Origin of the sequence: Clostridium tyrobutyricum DSM 2637 = ATCC 25755 = JCM 11008 (assembly GCF_000359585.1) — a bacterium.
Classification (GTDB): Bacteria; Bacillota; Clostridia; order Clostridiales; family Clostridiaceae; genus Clostridium_B; species Clostridium_B tyrobutyricum.
This window is the reverse complement of record NZ_APMH01000013.1, coordinates 20,245-37,761: the sequence shown is the minus strand read 5'-3', so window position 1 is coordinate 37,761 and position 17,517 is coordinate 20,245. Positions and strand designations below refer to the sequence as shown.

Genomic DNA, 17,517 nt, shown 5'->3' with positions numbered 1-17,517 from the left:
TTAATATATAGATAATGATATAATTTATCTAATACAAAACAAAAATTTTAAATAATTATTTAGAAAGGTGTATATGCTAATGAATGAAACAAATTATACTGAAATAATTAAAGATCAAACAAAACGTGTTTTATGGAGTATAAATAATGTTATAGATTGTATATCTGATGAATATTGGAATAAAAACTATTGTGAAATGCCTTTATGGAAGCATATATACCATACATTACATTCCTTAGATAAGTGGTATATAAATCCAAGAAATTATTTGGAACCATCATTTCATATTAAGGATCTGAATAATTTGGATATTAAAACAGATAAAGTATTATCAAGAAATGAATTAAAACACTATTTTAGATCGATTGAAAAGAGAATAAATCAGTACCTTAATAGTTTAACAGATGATATACTTCTTACAAAGCCTAAAAACTGTGAGTGGACAAGATTTACATTAATTTTTGCACAACATAGACATTTACACAGCCATATGGGAATAATTATTGGATTTATTATTGCTGAAACAGGATTATGGTCTAGGGTTTTAGGATTGGAAGATGAAATTCCAACTGGCGAGTACAATTTATATTTTTATTGATTAACTGTAAAATAATTTTAATTTATATAATAAATATTATGTTAATTAAAATAAAAAGTAAACAAAAACGAAAGAAGTGAAAAATTATAGAAAATAATAAAAAATCAGTATTAATAACAGGAGCATCTAGTGGAATAGGTTATGAACTATCTAAAATTTTTGCTAGAAACGGATTTAATTTAATATTAATTGCCAGGAACAAAACCAAATTAATACAACTATCTAATTATTTAATAAATACTTTTCATGTAGATATAAAAATTATTATAAAAGATTTAAATAAAGATACCGCTGCAGAAGATATATTTAATGAAATTAAAGAGAAAAAAATAAAAGTTCATACATTAATTAATAATGCAGGAATAGGTTACTGTGGAATATTTCATAATACAAATATAGAAAAAGATTTGTATATTATATATACAAATATACGAAGTCTTACTATTTTAACCAAACTTTTTTCTAAGGAAATGGTGAAAAATGGCGAAGGCAATATATTAAATGTTGCTTCTACTGGAGCATATCAGCCAGGGCCATATATATCTACATATTATGCTTCAAAAGCATATGTATTATCATTTTCTCAAGCTATCAGAAATGAATTAAAAAATTATAAAGTTAATGTATCAGTATTATGTCCTGGAGCTACACTTACATCGTTTTCAAAAAATGCAGGAAAAAAAGATATAAAAAATTCAATGTCTCCGAAAAAAGTAGCTGAAATAGCTTATAAAGGACTAAAAAAGAAAAAGGGAGTTATAATTCCAGGTACTTTTAACAAAACAGCTATAATTTTTTCTAAATTATTACCAGGGTATATAAGTGCAAAAATAGTTAGGAAGATTCAAGAGAGTGTAACTATTAATTGATTTGTTTATTTGTTCTAATTTAAGCTTGTAAGTATATAATTATAGTAATATAATGGTAACATAGTAATAATATTGAGGGGGATATTGAGTGGACACTATAAAAGTTATAATAGATCGTTTTGAAGGACCATATGCGGTCTGTGAAAAAGAAGACAAAAGTATGATGGATATAAAACGTATAAATATACCAAGAGATGCCAAAGAGGGCAGTGTATTAATAATAGAGCAAAATGGTATATTTATAGACAAAGAAGAAACTGAAAAGCGAAAAAATAAAACTAAGAATATTACTAAGGATTTGTGGAAATAAAATGGATTATATATATGCATGTAAATATACAAAATGAAGATGTTTAAATATCTTCATTTTGTATATAATATTAATTAATGTATAGTTTTCTTTTTGAGACTTTTTCCTGATACATCTACATTTGATACACTTACCAATGCGTGTTTGTCAAAACCAGTTACGATGGATTTAAGTTTAGATAATTCCAAACGAGAAACTATTACATAGATTACATTAGTAGGAACATTAGAATAAGCTCCTTTTCCTTCTAAAAGAGTAACACCTCTTCCCAATCTAGCTAAAAGAGCATCTGTTATTTGCTGATATTCATCAGAAACTATTATAACAGATTTTGATTCATCTAATCCTTCAACAGTAATATCAATTACCTTAAATGCAATATAGTATGTTAATAGAGAATACATAGCTCTATCCCATCCGAATATTAATCCTGCACTACCTAATATAAACAAATTTATAAACATGACTATTTCTCCTACAGAGAAAGATGTACGTTTATCAAAAATTATAGCAATAATTTCAGTACCATCTGTTGATCCACCATTTTTTATAACTAGTCCTATACCTATTCCTATAAGTATTCCTCCAAATATAGCTGCTAAAAGTGTATCATTTGTTACAGGGTTTAAGTGTTTTACAATAGATACCATAACAGACAATGATGTTACGGAAAACAGGGTACAAAGGGTAAATGTTTTTCCAATATGCTTATATCCGACTATTAAAAATGGTATATTTAATATAAATATAAACAATCCAAGTGGTAAACCTGTAATATAGCTAGACATAATGGATATACCAGTTACCCCTCCATCTATTACATTATTTGGAATTAAAAAAGTTTCTAAGCCTATTGCTGCTAATGTAGTACCAATAAACATAAATATTACTCTTCTCACTGCTGAAAAAAATCCCTGATATTTTATTGACATTAGATCACATCCTTTATATTAATATTTTTATATTTAGAATACTATATAATTTTTGTTTAAAATACTATGAATGTATTAAAATATTATATACTAAATATTATATATTATATATTTACAAACTGTCAATTAGTAAATAAAATAGAAAGCAGATATGCAAAGTCATTTAACTTTGCATATCTGCTTAATTAAAGTAAAAATTAGGCCGAAAGATTAGAATTTTTATCATTCCACTTTCCACATCTGTCACCAAAGAAACCTACTATTTCATTGCTTCCAAGTATTTTTACAACTTCACACCTATTAGAACACCCAGTACATTCGAAACTTTTTGAGGTAAAATTAGTATTTGCCAGATTAAAGCCTTTAAAATTAGTAATTTTTTTGGACTTTTCTATATATTCTTTTGCAAGTATCGCAGAGCCTACAGCACCCATAACTTTATAATTGGGTGGTACTATTACGTTGCATCCTAGAACTTCTTCAAATGAAGTTTTGATTCCAATGTTTGCAGCAACCCCACCTTGGAAGAATATATCTCCTTGTATATCCTTTCCCTTTGCAACATTGCTTAAATAATTCCTGACTAAAGCATCACAAAGACCTTTTATTATATCACTATTACTATAACCAAGCTGCTGTTTATGTATCATATCTGATTCAGCAAATACAGCACATCTACCAGCTATTCTAACATGTGATTTTGATTTTAATGCATAATTTCCAAAATGTTCAATTGGAATGTCTAGTCTTTCAGCCTGCCTATCCAAAAAAGATCCTGTTCCAGCTGCACAAACTGTATTCATGGCAAAGTCAGATACAATCCCGTTATTTAAGAGTATTATTTTAGAATCCTGACCTCCAATTTCAATTATTGTACGTACGTTTTTATTTACATTTAATGAAGCTACAGCATGTGTGGTTATCTCATTTTTTATAATATCTGCGCCAACTATGGAAGCAGCTATTTTTCTACCGCTTCCTGTAGTACCTACTGCGTTTATTTTTAAATTTTTATATTTATTATATAATAATTTAAAACCCTCCTGAATTGCATCTATAGGTCTTCCTTTTGTCCTTAAATATATTGATTCAATTAAATTTATATTTTCATCTACAATTACTATATCTGTACTAACTGATCCAACATCAATTCCCATATAATACATTGTTTTTTCTCCTTTCAAGTAAATCTAAAAAAGCTTCAATTCTTGTAATATAACCATCTTCTCCGGTTAATTCATCTACAACTAATGAAAGTATCGGTATATTTTCATTCTTCGATACGGTAGGTAATATTGATTTGGAAACAATTTCAGGCATACATCCCATAGGGAAAATTTGAATTGCACCATCAATATTCTTTTTACTTGCCATGACGGCCTCTCCAACACATTCCCTTGCATGACCGCCTATATTTAAAGGAAGATACTTTTTAGAATATTTTTTTATAGAAGGTGAATTTAAACCAATAATAGATAAAATAGTATTCTTTACCCACCAGCTCGGAGTTAAATTTCTATATACCGATACTCCATAATTCATAAGTCTGTCTTCAATAAATAAATTTGAGAATGGTTCGATTATAGTATATATTTCTCCTATTATATCTATTTTAAGTGGATTTTTATTTTTATCAACAATTACATTTTTAAGTTCGTTTTTATAATATTTTAAAACAGATAACATCTCATATGGAGAATTAGTACTAAAAGCTTTTTCTCTACATTGTTTTAAAATTGTTTTGCATTGGCCTTTATTAACCTCATACCCCGATAAGTATTTAGCATCTTTTTCCATAGAGTCCATTAAGTTTATTATTTTAAAACCTATTGATAATACCTTTAATTTTTCATAATTAGATACTTGAATTTCTTTATTTATCTGAGATATTCGTCTTATAAATTCTTTTATTCCTATATCACCTGGAGAATCAAGAACTATGAAATTTAAATCATAACCAAGATTTTTTAGAACTGACATTTGAAGTTCACAATATTCTCCAAATCTACAAGGTCCGCAACTTCCAACTAAAAGTATTGTATCTGCACCTTTTTTAATACTTTCTATATATGAACCTATCATTATTTTAAATGGTAGACAAATCTCTTCTGGAGAATATAAGCATCCTGTTTCCAACATACTATTATTACTTTCGGGTGGGAGAACATAATCAATTCCCAAACCATCAAATATAGCTTTTGCTGCTAAACAAGTATTACCTAAATTAGGAAAAGTTACTTTCATGATACAGCACACCTTCTTTTAAGCATATCGGAAAAAGCTTCTAATCTTGTATCAAGACCAGCTTCACCGGTTTGCTCATCTATTTTTAATATTAATATGGGAAAACTTTTTAATTTATCTTTTATAAGTTCGATTACTATAGAATCTATGCCGCATGCAAAAGAAGATATATATACCAAGCCATCTATCCTTTTATGCTCTGCCATATAGGTGGAAAATCCATAAGCATTTCTTGCAAAAGTCCAAAAAGGCCTTTTAAAAAGATTTTTGGATTCACTATTTATTTGCGTATCACTTAGATTTTCTTCAGTTAAGAGTCCGATTCCCAAATTATTTAGTTTTTTTATTACATTCATGTTTGCAAAATTATCATATATATTATAGGGATGACCAACTAATGCAACATTTATTGTAAAGCCTTTATCTCTCAATCCAATCTTATAATTAGATTGACTTTCCAAAGCTTTTTTATAAGCAGTATTTATTTTTATATAATTTTTAGTAAATATAAGTCCTGTATGTTTAACCCATGATTTAATACTAGACTTAGAAAAGGCGTATATTGGATCAGAAATTATTATAGGCAAATTCGGTATATCGTTTTTTATCATTTCAGGTAATCCACAAAATTTAGGACATATGAATTCTCTTTTATTTAATTGCATAATTCTAGGAATAAGCATAATATCACATTTGTCCTTTATATAAGCTACGTGTCCATGGAAAATTTTTATTGGAAGACACGCTTCATCTACACAATATTTAGTTCCAAGATTTAGGATATGTTTATTTGTATCTGGTGAAGTTATAATTTCAGCACCTAGTTCGCTAAAAAATTTATTTATAAACGGATAGTATTTACAGTGTAATAATCCATTGGGTATACCAAGTATCATAAAAAATATTAAACCTCCTTTTTATATTAAGTGTTTATACTAGTATATTTTGCCTTAATTATAGAAAAATATACATAAATATAATATATTACAACAGCATTTTGGAAGGTATAAAGAAAGGGAAGAGGATCCCATATTATTTATAAATAATATTTTTAAAATAAATCGCACCTCAGAATTCTACATTCAATAAGTTTTATTTTCTTGATTCATAAATAATCACGCCTTAATTCGATATAAAAATCTATTCTTTTTAAATCAAATTTTTGGAAGAAAATAAAAGGGGAGAATAGGGAAAAATGAAGTCACAGAATTATCACCATATTGTGGAACTTTTTTAATTTCATAAATGTCCACTATAATTACATTATATGTATGCCAATAATTTTGTCTTTTATATATGTTTAAACTCAATTGATAATATTGTCAATTGAGTTTAAACATATTATTGAGAAACTATAATTTTACAAGTTAATACAACAACTAATATAAAAATAGCAAATATCAATTTCACAAGTTTTTAGTCGATACATGATATATAATTATTTGTATATTCAATATAATTAGACAAGTATCATAACATTGTTAATAAAATATTTAAGTTATTAGGCAGGAAATTTACTTAAATATATAGAATTATATATAATATTATATTCGCTAAATAACCATTTAGCGAAGTTGTTGATTTTTTTAGAAGGGAATGAGCATTATCAGATACAATTTAGAACATGTTTACAATACACAGCTTCCAAAATCCTTGAATAATTTTTTTAATTACCTTGAAACAATAAAAGGAAAATCAAAAAATACTGTTGAAGGATATAAGATCGATTTAACAATGTTTTTTAAATTTATAAAATTATATAGAGGATTGGTTCCTAAAGAATGTGACTTCCATAATATAAAAATATCAGATGTAGACACAGAACTTATAAAAAGTATTGACTTGAATGATTTATTTGCCTTTATATCTTTTACTGAAAATTACAGAGATAATGGAAGCTATGCTAGAGCTAGAAAAGTAGCTTCGTTGAAGTCATTCTTTAGATATCTTTATGGAAAAGCTAAAATCATTTCGGAAAACCCTGCTTCCGAATTGGAATCACCACAAATAAACAAAAGAAATCCTATATATTTATCTCTGGATGAAAGCAAATCGCTCTTAAAGGCTATTGAATCTACGGACTGTAGATTTAAAGAACGGGATTACTGTATGATAACTTTGTTTTTGAACTGTGGTATGAGATTATCCGAACTATGTGGAATTGATATATCTAAGATAAAAGACGATACTTTAACCGTTGTAGGTAAAGGAAACAAGGAACGGACTATTTATTTAAACAAAGCTTGCTTGAAATCACTGAATAATTATTTAACAGTAAGGAAATATGAATATGACAAAATTAAAGATAAAGACGCCTTATTTATAAGTAAAAATTATACTAGAATAAACAAAAGATCTGTAGAGCTTATATTAAAAAAACATTTGAAAGCAGCAGGACTTGATACTAAAAAATATACTCCACATAAGTTGAGACACACTGCGGCCACACTTATGTATAAATATGGCAACGTAGATATAAGAAGTTTACAGAAGATATTAGGACATGAGAATGTTTCTACTACTCAAATATACACTCACGTAGATGATGAAAAATTAAGGGAGGCAGTTAAATCTAATCCATTAAGTGATGAAAGCTAAATATATGCTATTATATAAAGATGGAGTTCAGCTTAATTAGCCTGCTCTCCATCTTTACTCTTTCTGCTTTTTATTTTTATAAGTCCTGGATATTCTTCCTGTGTTAGCTTATTTAAATCTTCTTCATTTTCTAAAATTTCATTCAAACCATCTATATCATCTATATACTCGATATGACATTTGTCAAATACGTCTTCATATTCATTGTCCTTTGTATCTTCTGAAGCCTCATTTGTATTGTCATGTAAATGATAATGATATTCATTTGGATGTTTGATACTATTGCTCCTACTTTTCTTTAAAACTTCATTTTCATAATCATCTGTTTCATCTTTATTGTCTAGTATTCCTTCTATTTTTATGGCTCTCATGTCATAGCCCTCCATCTCAAGACATTTGCCACAATTATTGCACTTTTTATTTGAATCTAATTCACAGGCATCACATTCTCCACAGTTAGTACACATTTTTTCACTGCTAAATATACAATTACTTCTATTCATAAAATTATTTTCCTTTCCTATATTATTAGTTCAGAGACTAGTATAGAACATAAATTCAAAATTTGTCAATAACAGAACATAAGTTTGTTTTTACATAATATATGTGTTATAATTCAAATGAATAAAATTCAAGGGGTGTTTTCATGACAGAACAAAGAAGCAGTAAAAGATCTGAAGTATATAAATTTATAAAAAGTTATGTAGCAGATAAAGGATATCCTCCTTCTGTCAGAGAGATATGTGCAGCAGTTGGATTAAGATCTACATCAACCGTCCATAGACACTTGGAAAATTTAGAAAAATCAGGGCTTATAAAAAGGGATTCAACTAAACCAAGAACTATAGAAATCATTGAAAATTCTTCAGGAAGAAAAGAAATGATAAATATACCTATTATAGGTACTATAGCAGCTGGAACTCCGATATTGGCTGTAGAAAATATTGAAGATACATTTCCACTTCCCATAGATTATGTAAAAAATACGAATCAACTTTTTATGCTGAAAATTCATGGAGAAAGTATGGTGGACGTAGGAATTCTAGATGAAGACTTTGCTATATTGGAACAGAATAATTCTGCTAATAACGGAGACATAGTGGCAGCTTTGATTGGAAATGATGCTACTTTAAAGAGGTTCTTTAAAGAAGAAGACCATATTAGGCTCCAACCGGAAAATAAGACAATGGATCCAATAATAGTACCTGATTGCACTATTATTGGAAAATTAGTTGGTATATATAGAAGATATTGATTATTCCAATTAATTATATATATTGGAAAGTGCTATAAGTATTCCTATTTTGGCATGATCAAAAGTGAGTCCTCCCTGCAGATAGGCTATATACGGCTTCCTTATAGGAGCATCAGCTGATAATTCTATGGATGATCCTTGAATAAAAGCACCTGCTGCCATTATAACCTGATCGGAATATCCTGGCATATCCCAAGGCTCACATTCTACAAATGAATCTACAGGTGAGCCTTTTTGTATACCCTTGCAAAATTTTATTAATTTTTCTTTATCATTAAATTTAATTGCCTGAATTATATCACTTCTTTTATCCGTATATTTAGGAAGTACGGAAAATCCTGCAAGTTCCATAATTCTAGAACACAATAAAGCACCCTTTAAAGCTTCTATAGATACATGAGGCGCAAAAAATAATCCTTGATACAAAAGTCTCATAACGCCAAAAGTTGATCCACACTCTCCGCCTATTCCTGGTACAGTTAATCTATAAGATGCTTGAGTAACATATTCTTTCTTTCCTACTATATAACCACCAGTAGGAGCTATTCCACCCCCTATGTTTTTTATAAGGGAACCGGCTGCTAGATCTGCTCCAACATCTGTTGGTTCTTTAGTATCTATAAATTCACCATAGCAATTGTCAACAAGGCATATTACATTAGGATTTATCTTTTTTACAACATCGATAATATTTTTAATTTCAGATATTAGAAGTGCTTTTCTCCATCCATAACCTGTAGATCTTTGTATATGTACTAATTTTATAGATTTATTATTTTTCAAATGACTTTCTATAGAGTCAAAGTCTATAGTTCCGTCTTCATTTAAATCCACCTGTTCATAATTAACACCATATTCTCTTAGAGACCCTATATTGTCATCTCCATTTATACCTATTATTCCATGAAGAGTGTCATATGGTTTTCCACACACTGAAATAAGTGTATCTCCTGTTCTCAAATTGCCAAATAATGCACAACCAAGGGCGTGAGTACCATTTACAAAATGAGGCCTTACAATAGCACTCTCAGCATTAAATATATCAGCATATACTCTGTCAAGAGCATCTCTTCCTATATCATCATAACCATATCCCGATGAGTTAGTAAAATGAGATTCACTTATCTTCTCTTTCTGCATTGCATTTAATACTTTAATCTGATTGTATTCTCTTATATTGTCATAATATTCAAATTGATCCTTTACATCATCAAATGCCCTTTCATATAAATTAATTGCTTTATCATTTATTTTATATGTATCTTTAAGCTTTTGTTTAGTTATGTCCAACAAATTTATTACCTCCAAATTTATAAATCAAATATTATAGTAACATATAAAAAAGGAATAGGCAATTGCCCACCCCTTCTTATACTTCACCATCTTGTATGTTGTTGAATAAAATTGGTTTTAAAGGTGTAATAGTTGAAATGGCATGTTTATATATCATAAGTTGTTTGCCATCCGAATCCAATATAACCGTAAAATTATCAAAGCCCTTTACATTTCCTTTGATTTGAAAACCGTTGGTCAAGTATATTATTACTGAAGCTCTATTTTTTCTTGCTCCATTTAAAAATATATCCTGCAAATTATTTATTGGCTTGCTCATATTTTTTCTCCCTCCGTTGCTTATATATATATAATTCTATGAATATAACAAAATTCCTTCAAGAATTTTGAAACTCTTTACAAATAATATAATTATATTATACCAGTATTTAACTTTTATACAAGTTTGATATAGTAGCAAATTTATTGATTATATAATCTATTACAGCATCATCATTTTTAAATTCATCTTTATTTACCCAGTTTACTCTAGTATCTTTTCTAAACCATGTAAGTTGTCTTTTAGCATAATGTCTACTATTTTTTTTGATTAGGTCAACAGTAGAATCTAAAGACATTTTTCCATCTAGATAATTTAAGATTTCCTTATATCCAATTCCCTTCATGGATTGTATGGACATATCATATCCCATTGATTTTAACTTTTTTACCTCATCTATTAATCCATTTGACATCATTATATCTACACGCCTGTTTATTTTTTCATAGAGTTTATCTCTGTCCATATTCAATACAAAATAATATATTTTAAAAGGAATATCATATTGATTTGTATTTTTATTGAATTTTCCTATAGGTTTACCAGTAAGTTTATAAACCTCAAGAGCTCTTATTACTCTCTTCAAGTCATTTGGATATAATTTTTCATATGAATCTCCATCTACTTCTTTTAAAAGACTGTGAACATAATCCTTTCCCTTTTCATTAGCTAGACATTCCAGATGTTTTCTATAATTTTCATCAACTTTTGCTTCAGTAAAATTATAATTGAATATGAGAGAATTTATATAAAGTCCTGTTCCTCCTACAAGCATAGGAAGTTTTTTATTATTATATATTTTCTGTATACAATTCAAGGCAATATTTTTATATTTTGATACATTGAAGCTTTCGTCTGGTTCAACTATATCAATCATATGATGGTTAATTCCACACATTTCTGATTTTGTAATTTTAGCTGATCCTATGTCCATATATTTATAAATCTGCATAGAATCTGCAGATATTATCTCACCATTTAATTTTTTTGCCAGTTTTATCGATATATCAGTTTTTCCTACAGCTGTAGGCCCTGCCAGTATAAACAAATCTTTCATTTTACCTCCATAGGTTTAATTAATATTACTGTATTCTTTTAAATTTCTTTTCTAAATCTGTTGTTGTAAATTTTATTATAGTAGGTCTTCCATGTGGACAATTAAAAGGATCTTCAATATATCTTAATTTTTCGATTAAATCTTCCATTTCAATTTGAGATAATTTATCATGTGCTTTTATTGCAGCTTTACATGCCATAGTAGCAATATGATAATATTTTACTTCCCATGTTTCTCCTGAACCCATATTTTTTAAATTGTCTAGTATATCTATAAATAAATTTTTAATGTTTGGTTTCCCTAGTATTATTGGCACTTCCCTTATACTTATTGTATTATCACCAAATATATCTATATTAAATCCTGTATTTTTAAATACATCTTTATTTTCTATATAACAGGAATAGTCATAATTTTTTAATTCTATTACTATAGGGGATATTAATAATTGAGAAATAACATTACTATTTTTTATCTCATTTTTATATTTTTCAAATAATATTTTTTCATGTGCAGCATGTTGATCTATTAAAAACAGTGTATTTAATGCCTCTCCTATTATATATGTATTATTAAACTGTCCTATAATTCTAAGTTTGGGAAATTTAGGCTCTTTGACAGTTTCCGAATTTTCTCTACTTAGTTCTCTGTCTTCTTTTGAAACTTCTTCAGGAATTTCATCTATTTTATTATAGCTATAATCTAATCCTTTATTTGATTCTCTATATGCATGTATTGGTTGCTCTTTTACCTTTGTTACATTTTTATAATTCTCAATTTTATCTAAAGCATCTTCAGCTGGTTTTAGATCTATTGGCAATTGAACTAGTTCTTCTCTGATTTTAGCTTTTTCAGAATCATATTCAGTATCTATTGTAAATGAATCTTTAAGACTTTCTCTAAGAGATTCATGTACTGCATCAAATATAAACTTAAATATCATTCGGGAGTCAGTAAATTTTATTTCCAACTTGGATGGATGAACATTTACATCTATGAATTCAGGAAATATATCTAAAAATATTATAAAAAAGGGAAATTTATTTATAGTTAAAAATGATTTAAAGGCTCTTTCTACAGCTGCTGTTATGGATTTATCCTTTATATATCTTTTATTCACAAATATACTTTGATTATTTCTACTTCCCCTGCTAATTTCTGAATTACCTATATATCCAGATACTGAAGCTATATCACTGTGTTTTTCTATTGGTGTAATATTTTCATATATATTTTTACCATAAAGACACCTTATAGTATCAATAAGATGTCCCGTACCAAAAGTATTAATTGATTTTTTTCCATTGCTAAACAACCTAAAAGAAATATCAGTATTTGCAAGGGATAATCTTAGAATTATATCTGAAACGTAGGCAGTCTCTCTACTGCTGGATTTCAAAAATTTTTGCCTTGCAGGTACATTGAAAAATAAATCTTCCACTTCAACTGTAGTTCCTAAATTACATGCAGTATCTTCAATTTTATTTAATTTTCCACCATATATAGATATCTTCCTGCCATAGTCATATCCTGTTATTCTACTTTTAAGGGTTACTTTTGATACAGAAGCAATGCTTGCAAGTGCCTCTCCTCTAAATCCCATGGTATTTATTTTAGATATATCCTCTATGCTTTTTATTTTACTAGTAGAATGAGGAAGAAAGGCCTTTTTTATATCATCGGGATGTATTCCGGATCCATCATCTATTATTCGTATAAGTTTTTTTCCACCATCTGATATTTCAATAGTTATATTTTTAGCACCTGAATCTATAGCATTCTCAACTAATTCCTTAACAACTGAAGAAGGTTTTTCAACCACTTCTCCAGCAGCAATCTTATTTGAAGTTGTAATATCCAATAAATTTATTCTTTTCATGATATATCATTCCTTTGTTTTACATGGATTTTACTTTCTTTATTATATCATATAACTTATTAAATCCATCCATAGGAGTCATATTCAGTATATCTATATCAGCTATATCTCTTAGTATATTTTGTTTTTGTAAATCTTCTATATTTATTTGCATTGTAGGTTTATAGTTCTCTTTAATTTCCTTGTCAACACAAATTTCGCTTTTATCACTATGTTTTTCACTTTTCAAGTCATTTAAGATTTCTTTAGCCCTATTTATAACCTTAGCAGGTAATCCTGCAAGCTTTGCCACTTCAATACCATAGGATTGATCTGCACCACCAGGTATAATCTTTCTAAGAAATATTACCTCTCCATCCATTTCTTTTACTGCTACAGAATAATTTTTAATACCATGTATAGTTTTTTCTAATTTTGTTAATTCATGATAATGAGTTGCGAATAATGTTTTACATTTTAATTTAGTATTATTGCAAATATGCTCTATTACAGCCCAGGCGATGCTTAATCCATCATATGTACTAGTTCCCCTGCCAACTTCATCTAGAAGCACAAGACTCTTAGGAGTTGCATTTTTAAGTATGTTGGATACTTCCCACATTTCTACCATAAAAGTACTTTTTCCTGATGCTAAATCATCCGAAGCCCCTATTCTTGTGAATATCTTATCACAAATAGATATTTTTGCACTTTTAGCGGGTATGAAACTTCCTATTTGCGCCATTATCACAATAAGAGCTGTTTGTCTCATATATGTAGATTTACCTGCCATATTAGGACCTGTTATAAGTAACAGTTGATTATCATTTGTATCCATATTTATATCATTGGATACAAAATTTCCATTTTCAATCATCCTTTCAACTACAGGATGTCTTCCATCATTTATGGAGAGTTCATCTGACGAAGTTATCTGCGGCTTACAATAATCATTTTCTAATGCTACTGATGCAAGAGAACTTAAGCAATCAAGTTCTGCTATTATTCTTGCGGTATTTTGCATTCTATCTGTCTGTTCTTCTATCTTTTCTCTGACACTTACAAAAATAGTATATTCAAGACTTATAAGTTTATCTTCGGCAGTTAATATTTTATCTTCCATAGCTTTGAGTTCTGGAGTTATATATCTCTCTGAATTTGTAAGTGTCTGCTTTCTTATATATCTTTCAGTCGGTATTAAGTCTAAATTACTTTTAGTTACTTCAATATAATATCCAAAAACTTTGTTATAGCCTATCTTTAAAGATTTTATTCCAGTTTTCTGTTTTTCCTCGTTTTCAAGTGATGCCAGCCATTTTTTGCCATTGGATTTAATATCTTTAAGTTGATCTATTTGATCATTAAATCCCTTTTTTATTAGGTTACCTTCTTTTACTGATATCGGAGGTTCTTCTGAAATAGCTTTATCCAAAAGACTATAAATGTCAGTTAGTTCATCTAGATTTTTATACATATCTGAAAGAAGCGGACTTTTAAAATTGGATATTATAGATTTCACAGAAGGTATTTTTTCTATAGATTTTTTTAGTGAAATTAACTCTTTTGCATTTACACTTTTAGAAGATATCTTACCAACTAATCTTTCTATATCATATATATTCTTTAATGAATCCTTTAAATCTTCATGTATAGATATATTATTTAAAAGTTCTTCTACCGAATTAAGTCTTTTCTCTATTTCTTTTTTGTTTATGAGAGGTTGTTCTACCCATTTTCTAATTTGTCTTCCACCCATCGCCGTATTTGTTTTATCAAGTATCCATAAAAGTGATCCCTTTTTTCTTTTTTCTTTTAAACTTTCAGTAAGTTCTAAATTCATTCTTGAATTTGCATCTATGAACATATAGTCAATTATATTATAATAATTAAGTTTATTTATATGTGAAAGAGATGTTTTTTGAGTATCTATTATGTATTTTAAAAGTGATCCACAGCAGATTATTGTAGTTTTACTATAATCTTTAACTGACAAATCAATAAATTGGTTATTTAAAATTTCAAGTGAATCTTCGTAAGAAAAATAATCTTTTCCTAATTTAGTAATAGATAAACTAAATACTTCTTTTATTCTACTATATAGTTTAACGTCAATCTCTTTTTGTATTAATATTTCTTTAGGATTGTATTTTGATATTTCATCTAAAACAGTTGATATATTTAAGGTTGCTTCCGTACAGTTAAATTCTCCAGTAGATACATCTGAAAAACATATGGAAAATGTATTATTTTCTGAATTTATATAAAAACTTGCTATATAATTATTTTGATTTTCATTTAGAAATGAAGAGTTAGTATATGTACCTGGAGTTATAACCTTTATAATTCCCCTTTTTACTATTCCTTTTGCCTCAGATGGATCTTCTAACTGCTCACATATGGCTATTTTATATCCTTTATTTATAAGTCTGCCTATATAATTTTCTGCAGCATGATAAGGTATACCACACATAGGGGCTCTTTCTCTAAGTCCGCAATCTCTTCCTGTCAGTACTAATTCCAGTTCTTTTGAAGCTGTTTTGGCATCTTCAAAAAACATCTCATAAAAATCTCCCAACCTGAAAAATAATATACAGTCTTTATATTGATCTTTTACCTCTAAGTACTGCTGCATCATAGGAGTTAATGACATTATTATTCCCCCTTAAAATATAAAATTTTATTATACTTCTTCTCCAGAAAGTGAAAATGAATTTGTACTGTTTATATGTACATTAGTCAACTTGCCTATATTATCACTGTTTCCTAAAAAATTAACTAGTTTGCCTGTTCTAGTTCTTCCCATTAATTTAGTGTTGTCATTTTTACTCAAGCCTTCTACAAGAACTTCTTCTGATTTTCCCAAATAAAGTTTATTGTTTTTAGCAGAGGAGTTGTTTATTACATCAACCAATCGATTGAATCTTTCATGTTTTATATCATCTGATATCTGTTCTCCCATTTCATCAGCAGGTGTACCTTTTCTCTTTGAATATATAAAAGTAAATGCAGAATCATATTGTACTTTTTTTGCCAAATCCAAAGTTTCTTCAAAATCCAATTCAGTTTCTCCAGGAAATCCTACAATTATATCTGTAGTTATAGCCACATTGGGAATGGACCTTTTTATTTTGTCTACCACCTTTAAATATTGTTCTTTTGAGTAATTTCTATTCATTTTCTTCAAAATGCGAGTAGAACCTGATTGTACTGGAAGATGAATATGTTCACATATTTTATCACATTGTTTTATGGCTTCTATTACATCATCTGTAAAATCTTTAGGATGTGGAGTCATAAACCTTATTCTTTCAATGCCATCTATATTATTAATTCTTCTCAATAATTGTGCAAAACTTACCTTTGGATTAAGATTTTTGCCGTATGAGTTTACATTTTGACCAAGTAAAGTTATTTCTTTATAACCTTTTTCTACCATGGATTTTATTTCATTTTCTATATTTTCAGGTAATCTGCTTCTCTCTCTTCCTCTAACGTAAGGTACTATACAATAGGTACAAAAATTATTACAACCATACATTATAGTTACAAATCCCTTAATATTACTTTCTCTGTCTATAGGTATTCCTTCTACAATTCCATCTTCTTTGTTTTGTATTTCAATTATAGATTTTTCTCCATATCTTACTCTATTTAAGTATTCAGGAAACTTATAGGCATTGTGAGTACCAAATATTATATCTACAAAAGGAAATCTCTTTATTATATCTTTTGCCATATTTTTTTGCTGCATCATGCATCCGCACACAGCTATTATAAGTTCAGGATTATTCTTTTTTAATTTTCTAAGCATTCCCAAGTTGCCATATACTTTGAGTTCTGCATTTTCCCTGACACAACATGTATTAAATATTATAATATCGGCTGTATCTTTTTGTGTCGTTTTTGTATATCCTATACTTTTAAGCATACCGGATAGTTTTTCAGAATCCTCTTCATTCATCTGACATCCCCATGTTTCTATAAAAAAATTTTTTGTATTCATTTTAAATCTCCAATGCTTATATTTGTAGTATTTTTACTATACAATTATATCGTTAATAAGTATAAGTGTAAATATTATATAATTTATAACTTTGTTGTTTATTTTACTTTTATCTTTAATTTACATAATAAATATTACGTCTATTTTATAAGTATAATACATCTTGTATAAAAATTATTAT

At 28.1% G+C, this 17,517-nt stretch carries 16 protein-coding genes; 5 read left to right on the top strand and 11 right to left on the bottom strand.

Translation table 11 applies throughout. The features are described from left to right. Positions 1–79 precede the first annotated feature (79 nt). The 3 genes from J418_RS0107460 (at position 80) to J418_RS0107450 (ending at position 1,777) form a co-directional block, all read left to right on the top strand. A complete protein-coding gene (locus tag J418_RS0107460; protein ID WP_017753321.1) occupies positions 80–598 on the top strand; it encodes a DinB family protein in 519 nt (172 codons plus the stop codon). Between the two features lie 83 nt (positions 599–681). Continuing rightward, complete coding sequence (locus tag J418_RS0107455) at positions 682–1,467, top strand: SDR family NAD(P)-dependent oxidoreductase (RefSeq protein WP_023625246.1); 786 nt, start codon at positions 682–684, stop codon at positions 1,465–1,467. 88 nt (positions 1,468–1,555) lie between these two features. After that, positions 1,556–1,777: a DUF3006 domain-containing protein gene (locus J418_RS0107450; protein WP_017753319.1), complete on the top strand. Its 222-nt coding sequence runs from the start codon at positions 1,556–1,558 to the stop codon at positions 1,775–1,777. A gap of 74 nt (positions 1,778–1,851) precedes the next feature. On the opposite strand, the gene J418_RS0107445 is transcribed toward J418_RS0107450, so the two are convergent. The 4 genes from J418_RS0107445 to J418_RS0107430 all read right to left on the bottom strand — a co-directional run bounded on the left by J418_RS0107445 (position 1,852) and on the right by J418_RS0107430 (position 5,849). Continuing rightward, entirely contained in the window at positions 1,852–2,709 is an 858-nt protein-coding gene (locus J418_RS0107445) for a YitT family protein (protein ID WP_017753318.1), read from the bottom strand. A gap of 197 nt (positions 2,710–2,906) precedes the next feature. Beyond that, the gene (locus J418_RS0107440) at positions 2,907–3,875 is read right to left on the bottom strand and encodes an acyl-CoA dehydratase activase (RefSeq protein WP_017753317.1); all 969 of its coding nucleotides are present in this window, start codon (positions 3,873–3,875) and stop codon (positions 2,907–2,909) included. Further along, positions 3,856–4,953, bottom strand: coding sequence for an acyl-CoA dehydratase activase-related protein (locus J418_RS0107435; RefSeq protein WP_017753316.1), 1,098 nt, complete (start codon positions 4,951–4,953; stop codon positions 3,856–3,858). The genes J418_RS0107440 and J418_RS0107435 overlap by 20 nt, the downstream gene beginning before the upstream one ends. Further along, complete coding sequence (locus J418_RS0107430) at positions 4,950–5,849, bottom strand: acyl-CoA dehydratase activase-related protein (RefSeq protein ID WP_017753315.1); 900 nt, start codon at positions 5,847–5,849, stop codon at positions 4,950–4,952. Before J418_RS0107430 ends, J418_RS0107435 begins: the two co-directional genes overlap by 4 nt. Positions 5,850–6,549: 700 nt before the next feature. On the opposite strand from J418_RS0107430, the gene J418_RS0107425 reads away from it, so the two are divergent. After that, the gene (locus J418_RS0107425) at positions 6,550–7,551 is read left to right on the top strand and encodes a tyrosine recombinase XerC (protein WP_017895262.1); all 1,002 of its coding nucleotides are present in this window, start codon (positions 6,550–6,552) and stop codon (positions 7,549–7,551) included. 32 nt (positions 7,552–7,583) lie between these two features. Here the strand turns inward: J418_RS0107425 and J418_RS0107420 are convergent, their stop codons facing one another. Beyond that, positions 7,584–8,054 carry a hypothetical protein gene (locus J418_RS0107420; RefSeq protein ID WP_017895261.1) on the bottom strand — a complete coding sequence of 157 codons (471 nt, stop codon included), beginning with the start codon at positions 8,052–8,054 and terminating at the stop codon, positions 7,584–7,586. A 143-nt stretch (positions 8,055–8,197) separates the two neighbouring features. Between J418_RS0107420 and lexA the strand changes: the two genes are divergently transcribed. Continuing rightward, entirely contained in the window at positions 8,198–8,806 is a 609-nt protein-coding gene (gene lexA / locus J418_RS0107415) for a transcriptional repressor LexA (protein ID WP_017753312.1), read from the top strand. Positions 8,807–8,815: 9 nt separating this feature from the next. Here the strand turns inward: lexA and J418_RS0107410 are convergent, their stop codons facing one another. From J418_RS0107410 to miaB, 6 genes are all read right to left on the bottom strand, one after another. After that, positions 8,816–10,099 (bottom strand): methionine gamma-lyase family protein, encoded by a 1,284-nt coding sequence (locus J418_RS0107410; protein WP_017753311.1) that lies wholly within the window; start codon positions 10,097–10,099, stop codon positions 8,816–8,818. 76 nt (positions 10,100–10,175) lie between these two features. Beyond that, on the bottom strand, positions 10,176–10,418 hold the full coding sequence (gene hfq, locus J418_RS0107405) for an RNA chaperone Hfq (protein ID WP_017753310.1): 243 nt from the start codon (positions 10,416–10,418) through the stop codon (positions 10,176–10,178). Positions 10,419–10,527: 109 nt separating this feature from the next. After that, positions 10,528–11,475 (bottom strand): tRNA (adenosine(37)-N6)-dimethylallyltransferase MiaA, encoded by a 948-nt coding sequence (miaA, locus tag J418_RS0107400; RefSeq protein ID WP_017753309.1) that lies wholly within the window; start codon positions 11,473–11,475, stop codon positions 10,528–10,530. Between the two features lie 25 nt (positions 11,476–11,500). Continuing rightward, positions 11,501–13,354 (bottom strand): DNA mismatch repair endonuclease MutL, encoded by a 1,854-nt coding sequence (mutL, locus tag J418_RS0107395; RefSeq protein ID WP_017895260.1) that lies wholly within the window; start codon positions 13,352–13,354, stop codon positions 11,501–11,503. Between the two features lie 19 nt (positions 13,355–13,373). Next, positions 13,374–15,983, bottom strand: coding sequence for a DNA mismatch repair protein MutS (gene mutS, locus J418_RS0107390; protein ID WP_017753307.1), 2,610 nt, complete (start codon positions 15,981–15,983; stop codon positions 13,374–13,376). 30 nt (positions 15,984–16,013) lie between these two features. Then, positions 16,014–17,336 carry a tRNA (N6-isopentenyl adenosine(37)-C2)-methylthiotransferase MiaB gene (miaB, locus tag J418_RS0107385; protein ID WP_017895259.1) on the bottom strand — a complete coding sequence of 441 codons (1,323 nt, stop codon included), beginning with the start codon at positions 17,334–17,336 and terminating at the stop codon, positions 16,014–16,016. Positions 17,337–17,517: the final 181 nt, after the last annotated feature.

Excerpts from the sequence above, each read along its gene's own strand:
- J418_RS0107460 (WP_017753321.1), top strand. The coding sequence starts at position 80 with ATGAATGAAACAAATTATACTGAAATAATTAAAGATCAAACAAAACGT.
- J418_RS0107445 (WP_017753318.1), bottom strand. The coding sequence starts at position 2,709 with ATGTCAATAAAATATCAGGGATTTTTTTCAGCAGTGAGAAGAGTAATA.
- J418_RS0107440 (WP_017753317.1), bottom strand. The coding sequence starts at position 3,875 with ATGTATTATATGGGAATTGATGTTGGATCAGTTAGTACAGATATAGTA.
- J418_RS0107435 (WP_017753316.1), bottom strand. The coding sequence starts at position 4,953 with ATGAAAGTAACTTTTCCTAATTTAGGTAATACTTGTTTAGCAGCAAAA.
- J418_RS0107430 (WP_017753315.1), bottom strand. The coding sequence starts at position 5,849 with ATGATACTTGGTATACCCAATGGATTATTACACTGTAAATACTATCCG.
- J418_RS0107425 (WP_017895262.1), top strand. The coding sequence starts at position 6,550 with ATGAGCATTATCAGATACAATTTAGAACATGTTTACAATACACAGCTT.
- J418_RS0107420 (WP_017895261.1), bottom strand. The coding sequence starts at position 8,054 with ATGAATAGAAGTAATTGTATATTTAGCAGTGAAAAAATGTGTACTAAC.
- lexA (WP_017753312.1), top strand. The coding sequence starts at position 8,198 with ATGACAGAACAAAGAAGCAGTAAAAGATCTGAAGTATATAAATTTATA.
- hfq (WP_017753310.1), bottom strand. The coding sequence starts at position 10,418 with ATGAGCAAGCCAATAAATAATTTGCAGGATATATTTTTAAATGGAGCA.
- miaA (WP_017753309.1), bottom strand. The coding sequence starts at position 11,475 with ATGAAAGATTTGTTTATACTGGCAGGGCCTACAGCTGTAGGAAAAACT.
- mutL (WP_017895260.1), bottom strand. The coding sequence starts at position 13,354 with ATGAAAAGAATAAATTTATTGGATATTACAACTTCAAATAAGATTGCT.
- mutS (WP_017753307.1), bottom strand. The coding sequence starts at position 15,983 with ATGTCATTAACTCCTATGATGCAGCAGTACTTAGAGGTAAAAGATCAA.
- miaB (WP_017895259.1), bottom strand. The coding sequence starts at position 17,336 with ATGAATACAAAAAATTTTTTTATAGAAACATGGGGATGTCAGATGAAT.